The sequence below is a fragment of the Prevotella sp. Rep29 genome (genome assembly GCF_019551475.1).
Taxonomy (GTDB): Bacteria; Bacteroidota; Bacteroidia; order Bacteroidales; family Bacteroidaceae; genus Prevotella.
In genome coordinates this window covers 149,117-168,121 of sequence record NZ_CP047159.1, presented here as the reverse complement: position 1 = coordinate 168,121, position 19,005 = coordinate 149,117, and the positions used below count along the sequence as shown (strand labels likewise).

Sequence of the window (19,005 nt, the reverse complement as noted above, 5' to 3'; positions counted from 1 at the left end):
TGCCGTAGGCCAGGCCGATGAGGAGAAGTCTTGTCGGTGGTAAGTCGACAGTGTTCATGGTTGTGATAGGCACAAACGAAAAATGGTTGGAAAGCATTGCTGACTTTCCAACCACTTCGTTAATCTCGTGTTTGCACGTACAATTATGTCAGGAGTAATCCACTCCCTCCTCGTGCAATATGGAAAGCCTTCCTATCTGAATAGCGTGGTGCAGCAATGCTTGACGTATGCATATAGGAATCGCATTCAAGGCACCATGTGCTCTGAATGTTCAGTCCGCCTAATATGTTAAATTTCTGTCTCTGCATTACTGCTATTTTTATGGATTTTCGTAAAATTGACTGCAAAGGTACACTTTTTCGTATAACTGACCAAAATTTCGGAGAACTATTTTAAGAGGTCTTATTGCTTATACACTTGTGTATAAAAAAGTTTGCGTGCCCGAATGATTCCCACAACAAGAGATTTATTCGGGCGTAACTTTTTATCTTCCTACTCCTGCAGACTGTTTTTTCCCTCTTGGTTTAACCATTGCGGCAGCCGTAGCGATACAACGCACCCACCATTGAACATCATCTTCATCCTTCTTCTGTCCCCACCCAGACAAGTTAGACACACCACCGCCACCGCATGATTCTGCGTAATCCGTGGCTTGTTTGACATAGTTGATAGCCAGTAACATGGCACAGTTGGCTATATTTTGAACGTTTTCGGCAAGGTCATAATAACCCTTCTCTCGTAAGATGTCACGTTGCTTATCGTTTAGGGTTGGGATAATTTCCTGCATAGTCGTAGCCAACATCATATTGTAGGTACTGTTGATTCCCATACGGACGTGTGTCGCCTCCCTGTCAATATCATCTCCTTCTCTTTCCAAGGCTCTTTGGTGCTCTCGTTTCATATCAAATAGTTCTTCTCGAATATTCTTAAGGCTGGCACTCGTTTCTTCTAGCATTTTGGAGCGTTCAGCAATTTTGCTGTCAATGTCTTCCATCTCTTGGCGAAGGTTCTTAATACGGGCTGTCAGAAGAATGTTGTCCGTACCTTCCTCACCTAAGCTACGGGCAATTTCGTCTATCTCTCGCTGGATAGATGCACGACGCTCCCGAAGATTGGCTATCATTGTTGTCAGACTTTTCAGTTTGCGTTCTTCTTGTCGGATGTCGGCAGCCAAACCAACCTTCCGACTTTCAAGCTGGTTCACGTCATTAACAAGTTCCCGCTTGTATTCATAAGTGGATCGGTGACGGGCACCAGTTTCTCTGATGCTGTCGCCTCGTTCCAGTCCCCACTTCATACTAACCTCTTTTGAGAACTCATCGTGCAGTTGGGAAAACAGCTGCCCCATCTCATACCTGTTTTGACCAAATACAGAACGCCACGAAATACGGTTCTTCTTCTGATCAAGTGGAATAAGTGTACAATGTGCATGAACATTGGTCTCGTCAAGATGGACGTAGAAGCTGACGATGTTCTCCTCGCCGAAACGATGGGCAACAAAAGCATATACATCTTTAGCCCATTCCTCGATGTCATTGTTCCGTGTCAGGTGGGAGTTGTCAGCCCCTTTGCCAAGGTTCAATGTCTGGTTGCCAAAGGCGAGTTCGTTCATACGTTCTCGGCTTCCGCCAAAGATAAATTGGGCCAGCGTGTTCTGCCGACGACGGACATCCTCTCGGGCATTAGGGTCTTTGATTCCACGTGCTGCAAGATTGTCAGCCATCATCTTCATGATGGACTTCGACTTGTCGATAGGCTGGACTATGCTACCACGAACCACCTCAAAATTCAGGTGTGTTCGTGTCGGGTCATAGTTCGCCATCGGGTCATTGGATTTCTTCTGAAGGAAGTCTTTGCTCCAGTTTCGCTGTTGTTCGTTACTCTCTGCCTGGCTGATGCCATCAGAGTTTGGACGTATGTCCATTACCTGTTTCTTGTTCATAATGCTTTGTTTTTTGATTGATGTTGTTTGTAATTGATGTTCTTTTTCTGAGCTTGCTCCCCGAACGGGATAACAATAACAGCCTCACCCACTCGCGTTAATGGAAGTTAACGCATATTAGGCTATGCGATTCGTAGAATCACTCTCTTCCCTCTATTCGATTTTGGCTCCTTTGATGAACAAGTTCATCTGCCGCAATTGCCTTTTCCATATTCGACATATTGATGGAGTTCATCACAATATGTCCCATTGATTCCCTCATGGGAACGAGAGCATTTGTGGCATTCTAGATTCCTGCCGTGCCATCGTTTTTCCTGTACCATCAGGAATGATTTCATGGCGTCGTCATCCTCTATTTGTGGAGGTGGTTCTGTTTTTACCTCAGATTTGGATATTGGTTTCATCGCATCTTCGTCGATGGAAGAAACACCCACCACCTCCAGATTAAGTGCCTTGACGAGCAGTGCGATGTTGGGATTGGCATCCTCCATTCTCATCAAAGCAGCTTCTTCTTCGGTTGGGTGTAGGGGTTGCTGGCTGAGAACCATCTGGGCAATGTTGTGGCAATCGCCTTGTACTTTCTCCATCACATCTGAGAGATGAAACTGGAGATTGGGAACTGCTTGCAGCATTTCCTGCCATTTGCAGTACTCACCTTTGTCAGGAAACACAACCACAGATTTACCTACGAGTGGAAGCAAATCGGAGGGAGTCGCTTGTTCTTTTCCAGTTGCAAGCCAAACGTATGGCGTTGGAAAGCAACTCATAACGGCAGCAGTCAGTTCATCCGTCACCAGTGCAACCGTCTGGGTGGGGAATGCATTGAGCAAGTGCTCACCAAACAAGCAAGTCGGTCGCCCGTCTTGATAATACCAACTGTCGTCATAGACCTTACCTGTTTCGCTGTCCATTGTAAGGATATGACCATTGGTAATCTTACGTTCTGCATTAATGTGCCAGAATATTGGTTCGCCTTGCTCTGTCGCACCAATTGGATAGCGTTTCATCAGAGCCTCTAACTTATCTTGGTCAAACCAGATGAAACCACAAAGGTATTCAAAGAATGTGCTATTGAAACTTGTTATCTCCGTGTTCATAATCAGCCCTCCTTCCAGTTGATTCCATGCTGTGAACAGATATGGAAGAACGTACCGATCTTGATATTGCTGACATTGCGCAGAAGATTGTCGAACTTCTTGTCTGTCTCAGATGCTTTGTACTTCGCATTTTGCGAACTGACCATATGGAACAGACTACGTCCACATTCACCAAGTGATGCCAAGGCTGCACCCACATGGAACCATTCATCGTAGGTGGCGGTAATGTCGATGCTACGGTCTTCAATTATATGGCAGCACTTCTCGACCTGTTCAATGTCGTCACCACTATATGCACTGGAACTCTGGTATGCCGGTTTGGGTTCCACCCACACCTTAGTATATAATGTAGCATCTTCATTCACATACGGCTCTGGGTCGTAGGAGATGAAGCGCATCCTGTTCACGTTCTTGCATGCTTTGTCAATGATTAGTCCGCTGTTGGCGAAGTCACGTTTCAGGGCTTCGAACTGATCCTCGTGCTTATCAGGATAGGCAATGCGGAAGATGGCAAACCAGCCTTTGCCACGGATGCTGCGGCCCGCATAGAGTATCTGGGGGATGTTATGCCACTCATGCTTCAGGTCATCGAACCAGTCAACGTCCATGTTGTCTTTCTTGTCGATGTCAATACAGAGAAGGTTCGAGTGGGCCACGAGGTTTTCCGCCTTACATGTAGGGGCAAATGTGCCTGAGATGGTTGCCACGGGCAGTTGCAACTTCAAGCGCTTTTGTTTATCTTCATCCGATATGGAACGGATATACTCAATCTGTTCCTTGTGTTGGTCGTTGAAGAGGAAGTCACGCAGGGAAATTTCCGAGCCGACATTGTCTTCCACGTTTCTATAATAGCTAATCTTCGTATCAAATAAACTTTTCATCGTTATTCAAAATTTAAGTTAGTTGTTGTAGTTGTAGCTTGGCTTAAAGTCTTGTAAATACGGGGCTTAATGCTACAACAAGGGTACAACCATATAGATGAGATTCCATGATGGAGATAAGAGCACCTTGGTTGTAGGGTAGTTGTTGGCTTGCGCCCTTTATCCATAGGCTATTACTGACATCTACAACTACAACCATCATTGCTCCTTTAGTATTTTATTGACATACTGCTGTGACACACCGAGGACTTCGGCAAGAGAGTTCTGCGACTTGATTTTGAACTGCCGACTGACAGCCCGAAGCAGGTCGCCGTTGGTCATCGGACGCTGTGTGGCTGCCGAGCCTCGCAACAAAGGATAGATGCGTTCAACATGAATCTGGGTAAAGTAATCAGCAATGCGAATGGCATATTCCATGCCCTCACCTGTGATAACAGGCTCGTTCCAATGGTCAGACAGCAGATGTGCCATGATAGCCAGCCACAGCACATGGATGTTCATCTTCTGTCTCATACCACCGATGTAGTCATCCTCTTCAGCATCAGCCTTCATGTCATTGGCATCAGCGTAGTCAGCGTAGAGTCTTTCTGCCTCATGGGATAGCTGGAGTACCAATGTTTCCATGCCGAACAGTTTTCCGATGATGTCACCCCAACTGTCACGCATTTCCTGTGTCATCCGTCTACGGTCCTGTCTCTTGATAAACTCTGCCTTATCAGGATAGACGAAAAGAAAACGTTGGGTAAAGCCCGAATCCATCAAGGCATCGGTGCCAAAAGTCTTACCGAGTGGTCCTGGTTGAATGCCACCAATGATACTCATGGCTGGGTCATCGACAAGCTTGGTGTCTTCTGACTTTCGATTGATGGTGAAGCTGACATTCGACCAAGTTGACAGCAGTTGAGACACCTCGGCTCCCGAACCATTACCACCTTTAGAGTAACGACCGAAAGAATCAATGAAAGATTTCAGCTCGTCAGCGACAATGATAAGCATATCACCTTGTGCCAATAATGCGTTACGTGACTCTGGTGAACTGTCCCCAGCCACTCGTTGGTGAAATATCGGTTGTTCACCGCTATAGTTTCTGTCCTCCCGTTTGCTTTGGTCATAGACCGCTTTTGCTTTTGAATACTTGGCAAAGTTTGCTTTGTCGTGTTCCCGAAGAGGATTGGTGACTTCCTTCAATGGTCCTGTTTTGTTACGACTCGGCTTACCTACCATACAGATAAAGTCACAAGGATAATTGGCATATGGGTTGGTGACGAGCTGCACTTTCTTCCCTGCAGCGATGCCTGCTGTAGTCAAACAGATGGCAACAACAAAGTCCTGTGGGCATCCGTACGATTCTGCAACAGTTCGGATATAGTCTTGTACAGATTGTGATAGCCAATCAACAGGAAGAGTCGGCTCGGTGAAATCCGAGGCTTTCAAGTGCTGCCCCCCTTTCGGTTTGCCAGAAGGAGTAGGCAATGTCTCAGGAGGTACAAGGAATGGCAGTTGTTCTTCCGGAGAAGTAAGCGAAGCCTTGATAACAGGCTCCACCTTCTCCACCTCGGCATTAACCATAGAGAGGAAGTCGGGCTGTCCTCCCACAAATGGCATGACTTGCTCACTCATTTTTGGACACATCTTTTGTTTCACCATTAAGCAATGCCAGGACATCACTATATTTGTACATCACCCGACGGCCTCCAATCTTTCTGGAATGGAGGTGGCCCTGCTTGTCCCATCGCCATAGGGTGGTGAAGTTCACATGCAGTATTCGAGCGGCTTCTTCACGAGTGATGAATCGTTCTCCTTCCGGGACATTCATCCATGTCTCCAAGTCATTCTGTGCGTTCTTAGTTTGAGCTGCTACGATGTTTTGGGCCATCTCGTTTACCAAAGCGTCAAGGTCTTCCCTCGACATTACAACCAGTTGGTTACCTAAGATCCTATTTTCAGATTGCATAATCACGTTTTTTTTGAAGTGAAAGTTTTGTTTGTTATCTCTCATCCGCTTGGCACCTTATGCACGGATCCTTTTGCATTTCAGATTTAATGAAGTGTCGCGTCCGACAATCCTGTAATCTGAGGCACCGCCACGAAATCGAATGCAAAATTAGAGTGCTGCAAGCTCCAAGAAGAAAATCGCATCAAAAACCAGCCGTTTTTGCCCTTACTTTTCAAAATTGGTTCTAACGAGGAGGGCAATTAGAACCAACATTTTGAATCTGGGAGATTCGTGAGTCATAACAAGACAAGTAAGACACAATATGACTCTTTGTCGTTTACATCCGTATTATCTACGATTTTGTTGGAAAGAATTATAAGTATTCTCTTGTCCAAAGGGTTGACACCTTCATCTATCGTGAGGAAAAGAAGTTCATGACATCCAAGAGTTCAAAGTGGCAACGAGGTAGAAGAATCGTGTCATATCTGACAGAAGTGTTTAGGGCAACACCAAATACAATAAACACTCCCTAGTATAAGAATAGCCAGGGAAAATCATGGTTTTGTGATAAAAAAGGTGAAAATATTGCAAAAAATCAGGGTTTATTAATTCTGTTTTATAGAAAATGCTTAACTTTGTAAGCCAAACTTAACAAAATTGCCCAATTCTTATTAAATATAATTTATATGAGTATAAGTAAAGATGTCATCAAACAATGCTTGATTAGTAAGCAACGCGAGGTGGATGAGGCGGTGATTGTGAACCGTCCCGTAGAATTCGAGGAGAACGGGAACTATGTGATAGTTGGCGTGAGACATGCGGGTAAGTCGTACTTGCTGTATCAGCGTGTGCGTCAGTTGCAGGCTACCGGAAAGGGATGGGACGAGATATTGTTTGTGGACTTTGAGGATGAGCGTCTAGCTGAATTTCAGACGGATGACTTCAACAGTCTGCTGGAGGCACATATGGAACTGTATGGCAAGAAGCCTGTGGTGTTTCTGGATGAGGTGCAGAACATTCCACACTGGGATAAGTTTGTGCGGAGGTTGGCTGATGCGAAATACAGGGTGTATGTGACGGGTAGCAATGCGAAGATGCTGAGTAAAGAGGTGGCAACTACGTTGGGCGGCCGGTTCTTTATCTATGATGCGTACCCATATTCATTCAGAGAGTATCTAGCAGCGCAGCAGGTAGAACTGAAAGACCATTGGGAGTATGACACGATTCAGAGAAGCGAAGTAAAACGACATCTTAATGAGTACTTCTATTACGGCGGTCTGCCAGAGATCCTGTCGTTTAAGAACAAGCGGGCTATGCTGTCGAGCCTGTACCAGAAGATTTACCTTGGTGACATCTGTGCTCGAAACAACATTAAGAACGACAGGGTGTTGAACATCCTGATTAAGAAAATGGCAGAGAGCGTGAAGCAGCCTCTGTCATATAATAGGCTGAAGAATGTGATTATGTCGACGGGGTCGTCCATCAGTGTGCCTACTACGATAGACTATGCGGGGTATGCCGCTGACAGTTGGCTGATACTGCCCATGGAGAACGAGGTGGGTAAGCTGACTGAAAAGGAGATGCAAAAGAAGTATTATTTTATAGACAACGGATTGCTGAATCTGTTCTTGATGAACTCAGAGACGTCGCTACTGGAAAACATGGTGGCGGTGGAACTATTCAGACGATACGGCAAGGAGAATGTGTATTATCTGAATGCTGACAAAGAGATAGATTTTATAGTGCCTGATAAGAAGTTAGCCATCCAGGTGTCGTACAGCATCAAGGAGGAGACCACTTACAACAGGGAGGTGCCGCCACTAGTGAAATATACTAAGGCACATGAGGATTGGAAGTGTCTGCTGATTACGTATGATGAGGAGGGCACAGAAGGGGGGATACCCGTGGTGCCGGTGTGGAAGTGGTTGATGGAGGTGTGAGGGCATCTAAAGGATGCCGGGACTACGGAATATAGAAGAATATATGGATTTGATAAAGGATTTAGGTGTAGAAGTATATAAGGATGCAGCGAGACCTGCTGTATCTGAAGTAGGGGCTGTTGCTGGAAGGACTGTAAAAGCATTACTGGCGCCAATACGTGGTTTCCTTTGGTGTTGGGAAAAGATAGAGGACTACGTTGAGAAAGAGGTGCAAAAGCGATTGGAGAAAGTACCTGAGGAGCGGCTGAAGAGTCCTGACCCAGAAATAGCTGTGCCCTTGCTACAGTCATTGACTTATACAGCACAGAATGAGACACTGAGGGAAATGTACATCGCCTTGCTTGCTAATTCGATGGATATTAGTAAGGAGAATGTAGTGCATCCATCCTATGTCGACATTATCAAGAAAATGAACAGGTTAGATGCATTGCTCTTTGAGAAGTTATCAAAAACCCGTGGATATGTAATGGCGATTAATCCGAGAATTGCGATTAACGGTACCAACAAGATTTATACAAATGCATTGCCCGAGTGGTATTTGGGATGGACAATTGATGGCTATGACGAGTTTGCCGTATCTGCATCTCTTATTCGTATGAGCAAATTTGGCATTTTAGAATTAATGTATGATAGAACTATCACTGAGGCCAATTATTCAGCTTTGCGACAAACTACTTTTTTAGAGCAGGTGCTTGATGGATATAAAAATGCGTATCCTCAACAGCAACTCAAAATAGAGACCACAGATAGTGTGGTTTATGTGAATGAATATGGCAAGCAGTTTAGAGAAGCTTGTAGGTAGTCTCTAATTCCAATAATAAGACATCGGAGGAGAGGTTGGTAGATAACTGATTAAGTAGAAAAATGAAGCATTTAACTGGAGTATATTTGACAGACGGCATATCCAAATCGGGTGTAAGGTTCTCTATAGGGGCATTGGAAGATGCACTATGGCAAGGCTATGGTCGTTGTGTGCCATCAAATATTGAGCATGATATACATCGTCCTTTAGGAGTAACTCGTATTTCAGCATTATTTTTGTCTCATGAAAGCACCTATTTGTTGGGTAACACTTCATTGCCTGAAACGACAGAAGAGAATCGCTGGATGATGGCAGCCAGAACTGACTATCTTAATGAAAAAATGATAGAACGAGTCCTGCGGTATTCACAGGAATTCAACAAAGAGGTGAGTAACTTGGGATTAATGAAGGATGAATGTCGTATGATGTCAAATGGGATTGTGTTGTACGGCTATGATAGCATCGTACTTGATGCATTTCCATTCCTAAGAGGTGAGATTGACAGTGATGGACTTATATATTTAAGCAATCTGCTTCAGAATTTTGAATATAAGGGAGACGGTGTTTTTGCCTCGAAGAAGAACAATCTTTCGGTGTTAGTACATCCTTTTCTAAGACGTTCACTATCCCGTTATAATTGCTTTAATAAGGATTTTCTTAAAGAACTATTTGATTCAAACACCGAAGAGACCCCAGTGAGAATACGGGTTGATTTGGACTATGTGGGATATACGCCATCGTTTAAAGAAACTCAAGAGTTTGACTATTGGTATGGTCCAGAGTATACAGATGACATCAGTAAGATAAAGGAAGGCGTTGCGGCATACGATACAAATAAAACAGAATATCTCTTTAATCAAATAAAGAAAACTGAATTTGTATGGCAAGATAAAGATGGGAAACGTCAGTTTGAGATGGAGGAGGTTACGGACGTTGAGGCACCGACACTGTCAGAAGGGACGTATGCATGCCGATATCTGCATTCATTCTATGACACAACAACTGGCATGTTTGACCATTTTGATGGGGCTATACGAAGTTATGACCTTGAGGCAATATGCAGACGGTTAGAAAACCCGATAACAGCGATGGGGCATACTGCAGTATATACCAAGGTTTTCAGAATAGATGGGCCGCTGCCAATCAGGAAATGGAAAAGTCTAATAACTCATTATCTTAGGGGGAATCAGGATATATATAGATATTTTGGCGAAAATGTGCCCTTCGTGGCACAGAAACAGCAGCCTGTAAATCCCCTTTCAAAATATGTGCCGTTTGTACCTAAGAAAGGAGATGGCGTTAGATTGCTATATAGCTATCATACAAAAGGTGAAGAAGGAGTAAAACGACTCTATAGAGATTTTGATACATGTCAACTGATGGAGGGGATAGTAGAAACAACAGATTTGATGGCCGTTGATTTGGCGAAGTGTATACGACGTTGTGGAGGAGAAATGGACTATCCAAACTGCCGATTCATTAGCTATAGAGACAATTTCCATGATTTACCTGAGATATTTCACGGTGGCAATAATCCTGCAAGTGCGATTGAGAAGACGCTTGAAGGGATAAAGATGCTCTTGAAGGGGCTTGATAGTAATGGTATAGAGGATAGTATTTCTTTCTGCTTATCATGGAATTTAGATGATAGAAAGGTTAAAGTCAGCTTTATGGGAGCAGTCCCCGACATGCTGGCGTGGGTATCTTCACTAGGTGAAATTCAGACAGGTAGGGAGGAATTAAAGAAGTGGCTTGAAACGCAAGCACAATATTATAAGAAAAATGGTCAAGATACTCCCTCGCCGATTAATGCATCCTATATTCACGATAATGGTATTTTTTACCATCGAAGGCGTTTGGTGCAGAAGGATGCTGAATTGAAGGAACTTTATTACAATGATAGAAAGGAACTTTGCGCCAATATTGATTTTAATGATAGCCAGAAAGAGTTATTGGAATTGATGGATAAAGGCGTCATAAGTCCTTCTATGTTTGTGGTTGTAGATAAACTATTGTGTAATGGGAATGAGGACTATCTTACTCATGATGAGATAGCCTGCCTGAATGAAATAGAGTGTCAACCTACGATTCATTTCATGAGTTTAGTATGGACATCGAATAAGAATGGATTGAGAGAATTGTTAATAGCGTAAGAAATATATAACATGAGTAAAACTATATATTATCTAGGTGCTGGAGCCAGCTATGGCAGAAGGGATGATGGTAAAAAGATTTTAGAAGGTATCCCCGTCGTATCGGAGATACCGGAGCAGTTCGCTTTATTCAGAACTTATATAGAGACGGCTGTGATACCTTCTGATAGCGAGATGGTATTTCAAAACACTTACAGGCAGTCTGCATCCAATATAGAATCAGAGAGGCGTGACATGCTCTATGATATTGATCAACTCATTAAAGGAATTCAAGAGCACGCCACTATTGATACATACGCACGTAAGTTGTATCTGACAGGAAGAGAAAAGGAGTTCAATAAACTAAAAGCCGTTTTGTGCGCTTTCTTCGTATGGGCGCAACTGGTTTATAAACCTGATGGCAGATACGATACTTTTCTGGCAAATGTGCTGGAAGAGGGGAGCCTGATGCTACCCAAAGATATCAGTATTGTATCCTGGAACTATGACTCTCAGATAGAGAATGCATACAAGGCTTATAATCATGACGGCAAATTGCCACTATTTGAGAAGAACATCCAAGGAGAATGGCCGAAACTAACGAACAGTGGAAGGATTGTTAAGATTAACGGTTCAGCAACGTTCGAGGATAAGTCTACCATCCAATATATTAAGGAAGATGAGGAGAATATGCCGGCTGCTCTACAGGTAATAGAATTCTATCACGATTCACAAGTTGATACGTCAGGCATAGGCTTGTATTTCAAAACGCATCTGTCGTTTGCTTGGGAAGAATCGCCAAACAATGAGAAAATCAAGACAACCCTGACTCAAACTACAAATGATACGGAAATAGTAGTCGTAATTGGTTACTCTTTCCCCTTCTTTAACAGGGTGACAGATAGAGCTATCTTTAGCGGAATGCCAAATTTGAAGAAAGTGTATGTGCAGGATATCAATCCTGATGCAGTTATACAAGCTATTTACGCAGTGCTGCCGTCGGATAGAAAAGTGAATGTTGAACCTATTAGAAACTGTGGGCAGTTTTACTTGCCCGTTGAATTATAGAGTATAATGACTGGTTTAGATATATTTGTTAGTTTTGTTATTTCATATATAACAGGTAACATCCCTACCTTGAAGCAAATGCTTTCGGGTGGGGATGATTTGTCTTTACAGGAAAAGATAGACAAATGCTACCAGTTGGCCTTGGAGAAATGGTGCGCAAAAGATGCTTTGAGGCAAAAGATAGCGAAACAAAGGTATTCAAACCTACAAGAATTGACCAGAGTGGCGGAAAAGAATAACGAAGAGGATGCTGCTGCTATTAGGAGTCTTGTAAACCTGTTGGCGGAAGAGCTACGCAAGGAAGAGGAATGCGCACACTTCATACAAGAACTGGCCATCAAGGAGGTGGGAGAGAAAGTTGACCATCTGAGCGCACTGATTAAATCAAATATTGTTGCAAATGGAAATAGTCAGTGGCGGGGGCTGCAAGTACACAAGGCTGTAGAAGGATATATTAGGAGATATTGTTCGTTGGAGAATACACAAGACAGTTTTATCTATTATGCCCTAAAATTGAGAGAAAGGCATTGTCTGGCAGAATTCGTTACCGGCCTTGTAGAAGCACCGACCAATAAATACATTATATACAGCAGTGCTCAGACAGGAAAGACTACTGAATTGAAACAACTCTGCTGGGAATTGCAGGACAGCGGACTTTACCAGCCCATTATGTTGGAGGTGCGAAACAACACCAAACTGAAACGGGCAGAACTACCATCTGCTCGGTTCGAAGGAGGTAAAGAAATAGTCGTGGTTATTGATGCTCTGGATGAGGTGAACGGGCAGAAATATGATGACCTTATTGAAGAAATCAATGGTTATGCTTACGATCATCCTGAGACTAAGATGGTGCTCTCCTGTCGTAGCAATTACAGGAGGGAGAAGGAACTGGAACAGTTTACCGATTTGTTCTTGGAAGAGTTGAGCTATGGAGATGCCAACGATCATATCAACCGTGAACTAGGGGAAGGTAACGGCCTGGTCGCCTTGATCAATGAGAATGAGTTGACAGATTTTGTCAGAAACCCGTTCTTCCTGAATGTATTGATAGCAGCCTACAAAGAAAATAATAAGCAGCTGCCTAAGAACAAGGCTGAGATATATCGTCTTTTTATAGAAAAAAGTCATAGAGAGGAGAAAGAATACAAAAGGGTTAAACTTGCTGTAAGGCATAACTTTGATGATTCTGTAAAGTTGCTTGAAAAGGTTGCTTTAGGCCTGTCACTTCTGAATGTTCAAACATTAAGCAATGAAGAACTGCTGAAGTGCTTAGGTGATAATCAAGACAACGTTATAGAGTGTCTGAGATATGACTTGATACGCTGCGAAAATGGTAGATACTCCTTCAAACATAATGCTTTCCGTGAATGGCTTGTTGCGAATTACCTTAAAAGAGAAGGAATAGAGCGAGCCAAGCAGCTCGCTGCACAACCCACGGGCAGAATAAAGGCTGAGTGGTATAATATCATTATGCTGTGGGTCTCTATGTATGGTAAAGGAGAGGAGAATGATGTACAAGATATTATTAAATGGCTACGCACGGCCAGTTTGGAGCTTATAATCTACATAGACCGTGATATGTTGAGTCCAGCGGTCAGATGCGAAGTGTTTAAGGGGTTGATGCTCGAATACAAATCTTTGGGTATCCGAATGGCCAGTATTCTTACTCAGGATTACAAGAATTTAATAGAATTCGCTAAAAGTAAAGAATCGATAGGTTTTATCATTGATGAGCTGCAGGATGCACCCATAGAAACGGCCTATTTTGCAGACCTTACGTGTCTCTGCTATTTCCTGAACTGGACATGGTTGCAATACGAAAGCAAGGAACTAACCGAGACTCTGTTTGTAATGCTGGAAAATAAGACGAGAGATGCCCTTACGTATGAGAAAAAGCACAACCTCTCTTTCTTGTATATGGACAATGAGTTCTTTGCACAAAAGGAATATCTGGAGCGTTTTCTCGCTATAGTCAACGATTCTGATCATTATGAGGCTATTCGCTCGATGGTGAGACTGATAGACTTGTCAGACAACGTCGACGAATATGTGGATTATATATTGGATAAAGAAAAATATGTTCACAACCAGCAGGAAGGGATAACTACTCATATTGTATCGAGAACGGTTGTTTATAATGCTTTAAGTAAAGTAAAAACTGAAGATAGTGTAAAGAAGATAATAACACATCAATTCTACAACCCCCATAGTTTTTATCGTGACGAGTGGGAAGAGTATAATCAGATGATGAGTAATGTGCTATCATTATTGGCGACCTTTATTAAGAAAGGACAAGAAGATTGTATTCCCTTATTAGAAGAATTCTATGTTAGGCTGTTTAAAGAGTACCACTACCATTTTGACAGAGATGAACATGCCAAAGGACTTTTATCCCTTATAAGAAAGGCATATTGTGACGCAGGATTAAGGGATAGTGGCCGAGAACAATTTTATAAGAAATGTCAGCTGATATTTGAGCAACAAGATCCGAAAGAGACTGAGCATGACAATATACGCAAAACCTTCTTTATGGCAGCCTTGTGGATGACGGTTGATGATGTGAAAGAAGATTTCGGTCATTTTGATAAGACGAATGAATGCCATAGGGCGCAGGCCTCGTGGTATGGAGAAATGCCTTGTGAAGAAGTTGCAGAATATGCAAATGCTCTTTATAAAGAGTTGTTCCCAGCAAATCCCCGTTTTAATAAAAGGAAGGAGCGGCAGCGTGCTTGCTTTAAAGATTTTACAGATTATTCTGTCTTCAAGCAGGAAGTGTTGGAAATGGTGGGAGAGCTTGGCAAATTTGAAACACGCAAGGAGCATTGGAATTATTTGAGACAGCAAGAGGATGGTTATAACCAATATGCCTACAGGTTTATCATGCATTATACTAATGATAACAACCAATATGATTTGGAGGGAATCATAAAAGGCATCAAGAACAAAGAAGTGTATGAAGCCTTCTTTATGAAAGAGATAGAGGAGTTGATTTCAAGACCCAATGACGACTTGGCTGTTACCGATGAAATAATAAAACGCTGTTTGGATACGGCAAAAAGGACAGTAGAAAAAGTAAGCAGAGGGGAACAGCCCTATTATTTCTCGAAAGTGGCCATCTCACTGCTTTTACATGAATATTTTGAGGTGTCCCAAGAAACACTTATGGGGCTTTTGGATTATTCAGACTTTAGTATATCGAAGAAAGACAAAGACAATTATTTCAATACTGAATATTCGCTGTTCAAATACATTTCTGAGAGAGTTCCTGTCAATACTTTGGCACCAGAGGTTGTCAAAAAACTAAAGAACTTGCCATGCAATTTAAGAAGCAATAGACTTTATAATTTTGCTAATTATATTGTAGAAAATCATATAACCGAAGGCTACAAAGAAGCCCTTCGATTTGCATTATCCTCACAAAATCTCTCTGCCAATATTCTTGAGGCGCTTATCAAGGGAAGACTGATGATTGATGAGATAAAAGCAGCAAGTCGCAGTATGAGTATTTCGGATAAGTTGTTTTGCTATACATCCATCCACAGAAACATAGGAGATGATGGCTGGGTAAGACAAGAACTGGAGCCGGAGTTTAAAAACTATACTGGCTATGACTTGAGCAGGGCGGTAAGGTTGTTGATAAGTATGGGAAGTCTGGACGGACTTGACTATCTGGTACGGCATCCGGATATGATGAATCATGGTGAGGATTTCATCTTTAACTATGCGACACCGAACGCCATACCGTCGTTGTGCTATTTTGTAAAGTACTGTCAAGAACATAAGATTGACGGTATTCATACATCAAATAGCATTATGACATCCCTGGAGCGAATAGCTTTATTGAGCGAGGAAGCACTGAAGGAAGTCAAGCAATATCTGAAAGACCTTACAAAGAGAGGTGAAGAATTCAAGTATTTGAACCGCTATATCATCGCTTTTGAAGACAAGTTTTATGAGTCCTATCCGGGAGTCTGTGATATACAGTCTGTTATGGAGCTATTAGGGACAGATGTAAGTGACATTTATCGCGGGGGTGAAGAAAAACGAGATGCGGCTGATGGTAATGATGCCGTTGAGGATATACTTTATATTTCTTACAATTGGGAGAGTAGTTCTCAGCATACGGTAGATTACCTGTGCTATGTTCTAGATACGCATAACATTCCTTACAAGCGAGACAAGAAAGACTGCCCTTATAACGAGAATATCAAGGACTTCATGAATGCCATCAGAGCAGGGAAGCAGGTAATCGTCGTTTTAAGTAGGGCATACTTGTATTCCCAGAATTGCATGTATGAATTGACTGGCATTCTGGAAGATGAGCATTATAAGGAACGGATATTGCCCGTTGTGATGGACGATACTATTCGTAGTTCGTTGTTCTACGCTGATTTGGTAGGGTACTGGAAAGGAAAGAAAGATGAGCAGGAAGAAATGGTGAGGCGGCTGAATGAGATTGACCCTAACAAAACCAAGCCCCAAGCTGACAAACTGAAGGTGATAGAGACCATCTATGACAAGATAGATGCTATCAAAGAGTATATAGACTAGACGAATGCGGAGAATCTGGATTCGTTGTGCGCGACACAGTTCAGGTCGATTGTTGAGATAATAAAGGAGCGGGTATGACTCAGGAATAAAGATGGTTAAGAGGTATAATGAGGCGATGGTGTTTATGGAGCGCGAGCACCGTAAACTTTCAAAACACTCTCTGTTAGGGAATTGAACAAATCCTGCTTTTGACTGGAAAAAACGATACAAACCGCGCTATAAAGTGAACAAATTTCACTAAAATTACTCGTTTTAGTAACTTTTAAGAGCAATCAGACCTGTGGTCTGAGATAAAATGAGTAACTTTGTGGGCGAATAATAAACATATTGTAATGGCAAGTAACAAAGACCTAAATCGCCTGAAGGTGATACTGGCAGAGAAAAAGAAGTCCAACCTCTGGCTGTCAAAACAGTTGGGATGTGCGCCAACGACTGTTTCTAAGTGGTGTACCAACTCGTCACAACCGCCGTTGGAGTCGTTGATGAAGATAACAAGACTGCTTAATGTGGAACTTAATGACCTTGTCAGGTATGAAGAACTTGATAAAGATGAAGAGAAAGGAAGTAGTTAGGCTGAAGCAGAGTCGGACTGTAAACATCCTAAATGCTGACATTCGTATTTTAATACATTCTAATTTGTAGAAAATATGCTGATTCCCCAGTCGGACATATTGTCAACCAATGCCATGAATCGCGTGTTTGACACGACGACGGCAACATACAAATTTTATTGGCTCTTGGCTTTGCTCGACATGCACGTCAAGGAGCAGAAGGATGAAATTCTGGCTCTCGATGTAGCTGCACGGATGGTTGCCTATGCGTGGTACCCGACCCAGTATTTCCGATTGTCGTTTGGCAAAGGCGATTCCATGTCGAAGATTATTCCTGATGTGGCTCTGTTGACAGGAATTACGGTAGATGACAGACTCGAAGATAAGAGTGATGCCATCTCTAATGCCATCTCGGAGAATCGGGAGGTAAAGAAGAGGGTTAGGATTCTGTTGAATAATGTCCCTTTCCGCTTTCAGAAACCATGGATTGACACGACCGACGATTACGATATGCAACATCGCAGCCAATCGTTTGAGAATGATTGTCTGTATTCCCTGACGGGTAGTGGTGAAGGGCTTACAGTTACCATCAATCCCCATTGGAGCAACTATCTGATGACCAATTATGAGGTGCTTCGTGATTTTGCTTTGTGGAATCTCGCGTTGTTCTTGCAGTCGAAGAATCCCAACGTCCCGAACATATCCGGCAAACTGCTTCGTCCGGAAGAGCGGGAGCCGCTGACCAGACAGAAGAAGTTCTGGAACAAGGTCATCGAGATAGGCGGTCCTATCCGGTGTATATACAAGAACACGCCGCTTGGGAGGAATGAGTATGACCTCGACCACTTCATTCCGTGGAGCTTCGTGTCGCACAATCAGAACTGGAACTTGATTCCAGCCGACGGCTCTTTCAACTCCTCCAAGAGCAACCGCATTCCCGACCTTAACTACTATCTCCCTAAGATGGCGAAGGTACAGCACAGGGCTTTGCGTTTGTACATTCCACAAAGCGGGAAAAGGGATAATACTTTGGACGAGTACTATGCCTTGGGGTGTTCCCCGCAGGACTTGATACAAATGTCAGACGAGCAGTTTCTGAATGTCTGCCGCAAAACCTTCTCCCCTCTAAGCCAAATGGCTGTCAACATGGGATTCCGAACCCTAAGCTCCCAATAACTATGGAACCAGAGAAAATAAACCATCCCTACCTCACAGCGATCAAGCGCACGGATTTTTCTGTGCCGACGCGATACCTCATGCAGCACAAACTGCTGAAGGGCAAGATTCTCGATTTCGGATGCGGTTTCGGTTTCGATACAGACGAGCTTAGGAAGCAGGGCTTCGACATCATCGGCTACGATTACTACTACCGCCCGGACTTCCCCGAGGGCAAATTCGACACCATCTTCTGCAACTATGTGCTGAACGTCTTGGAACCCTACGCCCAAGCCGAGGTGCTGATGAATGTCACTAACTTGCTTTCACCTAAAGGAACGGCCTATTTTGCCGTACGCCGCGACCTTGAAGAAGAGGGCTTCCGGCTCCATGCCATCCACAAGCAATACACATACCAATGTAATGTGAAATTGCCGTACAAGAGCCTCGTTGCCAACAAGAGCTACGAACTCTACCAATATAACCATTTCAACAAGCTGCCGCGCGTGGAAGGCGAGAAATGCCCATTTTGCCGTCTTTCCCGTCGGGTGGAAATCATCTGCGAGACGGCCACTTGTGTTGCATTCTATGACGGCTATCCTGTCTCTCCTGGGCATGCTTTGATTATACCAAAACGCCACGTTGCATCTTATCGCGATTTAACAAACCACGAAAAAGAGGCAATGAATGTGGTACAAGAATATGTCATGAAGAAGATTGACGAGCGTTTCCATCCAGATGGATATAATGTTGGCATCAATATCAATGAAGCTGCTGGCCAGTCTGTTTTTCATTGCCACATGCACGTTATCCCCCGATACAAGGGCGATGTGCCCAATCCAAAAGGCGGGGTTAGGGGCGTTATACCAAGTAAACAGAAATATTAGAATAAGCGTGGTTTTGGGATTTGCGACGAAGATGGAGCATAACAATGGAGCTATACGTACGAA

The 19,005-nt window shown here is 43.2% G+C and carries 13 protein-coding genes; 8 read left to right on the top strand and 5 right to left on the bottom strand.

From position 1 onward, the window contains the following. Nucleotides 1-484: 484 nt before the first annotated feature. The 5 genes from mobV to GRF55_RS00670 form a co-directional block, all read right to left on the bottom strand. Nucleotides 485-1,942: a MobV family relaxase gene (gene mobV, locus GRF55_RS00690; RefSeq protein ID WP_220368676.1), complete on the bottom strand. Its 1,458-nt coding sequence runs from the start codon at nt 1,940-1,942 to the stop codon at nt 485-487. 185 nt (nt 1,943-2,127) lie between these two features. Further along, the gene (locus GRF55_RS00685) at nt 2,128-3,039 is read right to left on the bottom strand and encodes a DUF6371 domain-containing protein (protein WP_220368675.1); all 912 of its coding nucleotides are present in this window, start codon (nt 3,037-3,039) and stop codon (nt 2,128-2,130) included. A gap of 2 nt (nt 3,040-3,041) precedes the next feature. Continuing rightward, the gene (locus tag GRF55_RS00680) at nt 3,042-3,920 is read right to left on the bottom strand and encodes a PriCT-2 domain-containing protein (protein WP_220368674.1); all 879 of its coding nucleotides are present in this window, start codon (nt 3,918-3,920) and stop codon (nt 3,042-3,044) included. 198 nt (nt 3,921-4,118) lie between these two features. Continuing rightward, nucleotides 4,119-5,540, bottom strand: a complete 1,422-nt coding sequence (locus tag GRF55_RS00675) for a DUF3987 domain-containing protein (protein ID WP_220368673.1) — start codon at nt 5,538-5,540, stop codon at nt 4,119-4,121. Continuing rightward, nucleotides 5,533-5,832, bottom strand: coding sequence for an AlpA family transcriptional regulator (locus GRF55_RS00670; RefSeq protein ID WP_220368672.1), 300 nt, complete (start codon nt 5,830-5,832; stop codon nt 5,533-5,535). The genes GRF55_RS00675 and GRF55_RS00670 overlap by 8 nt, the downstream gene beginning before the upstream one ends. Nucleotides 5,833-6,542: 710 nt before the next feature. Here GRF55_RS00670 and GRF55_RS00665 point away from each other — a divergent pair. The 8 genes from GRF55_RS00665 (at nt 6,543) to GRF55_RS00630 (ending at nt 18,942) form a co-directional block, all read left to right on the top strand. After that, nucleotides 6,543-7,796 (top strand): ATP-binding protein, encoded by a 1,254-nt coding sequence (locus GRF55_RS00665; RefSeq protein WP_220368671.1) that lies wholly within the window; start codon nt 6,543-6,545, stop codon nt 7,794-7,796. 43 nt (nt 7,797-7,839) lie between these two features. Next, nucleotides 7,840-8,598: a DUF4393 domain-containing protein gene (locus GRF55_RS00660; protein WP_220368670.1), complete on the top strand. Its 759-nt coding sequence runs from the start codon at nt 7,840-7,842 to the stop codon at nt 8,596-8,598. Nucleotides 8,599-8,660: 62 nt separating this feature from the next. After that, entirely contained in the window at nt 8,661-10,751 is a 2,091-nt protein-coding gene (locus GRF55_RS00655; protein ID WP_220368669.1) for a hypothetical protein, read from the top strand. Nucleotides 10,752-10,763: 12 nt separating this feature from the next. Then, on the top strand, nt 10,764-11,798 hold the full coding sequence (locus GRF55_RS00650; protein ID WP_220368668.1) for an SIR2 family protein: 1,035 nt from the start codon (nt 10,764-10,766) through the stop codon (nt 11,796-11,798). A 6-nt stretch (nt 11,799-11,804) separates the two neighbouring features. Next, nucleotides 11,805-16,349 carry a TIR domain-containing protein gene (locus GRF55_RS00645; RefSeq protein WP_220368667.1) on the top strand — a complete coding sequence of 1,515 codons (4,545 nt, stop codon included), beginning with the start codon at nt 11,805-11,807 and terminating at the stop codon, nt 16,347-16,349. A gap of 332 nt (nt 16,350-16,681) precedes the next feature. Beyond that, the gene (locus GRF55_RS00640; protein ID WP_022310086.1) at nt 16,682-16,921 is read left to right on the top strand and encodes a helix-turn-helix transcriptional regulator; all 240 of its coding nucleotides are present in this window, start codon (nt 16,682-16,684) and stop codon (nt 16,919-16,921) included. Between the two features lie 75 nt (nt 16,922-16,996). Then, nucleotides 16,997-18,076, top strand: a complete 1,080-nt coding sequence (locus GRF55_RS00635; protein WP_220368666.1) for an HNH endonuclease domain-containing protein — start codon at nt 16,997-16,999, stop codon at nt 18,074-18,076. 2 nt (nt 18,077-18,078) lie between these two features. Further along, nucleotides 18,079-18,942: an HIT family protein gene (locus tag GRF55_RS00630; protein WP_220368665.1), complete on the top strand. Its 864-nt coding sequence runs from the start codon at nt 18,079-18,081 to the stop codon at nt 18,940-18,942. Nucleotides 18,943-19,005 lie beyond the last annotated feature (63 nt).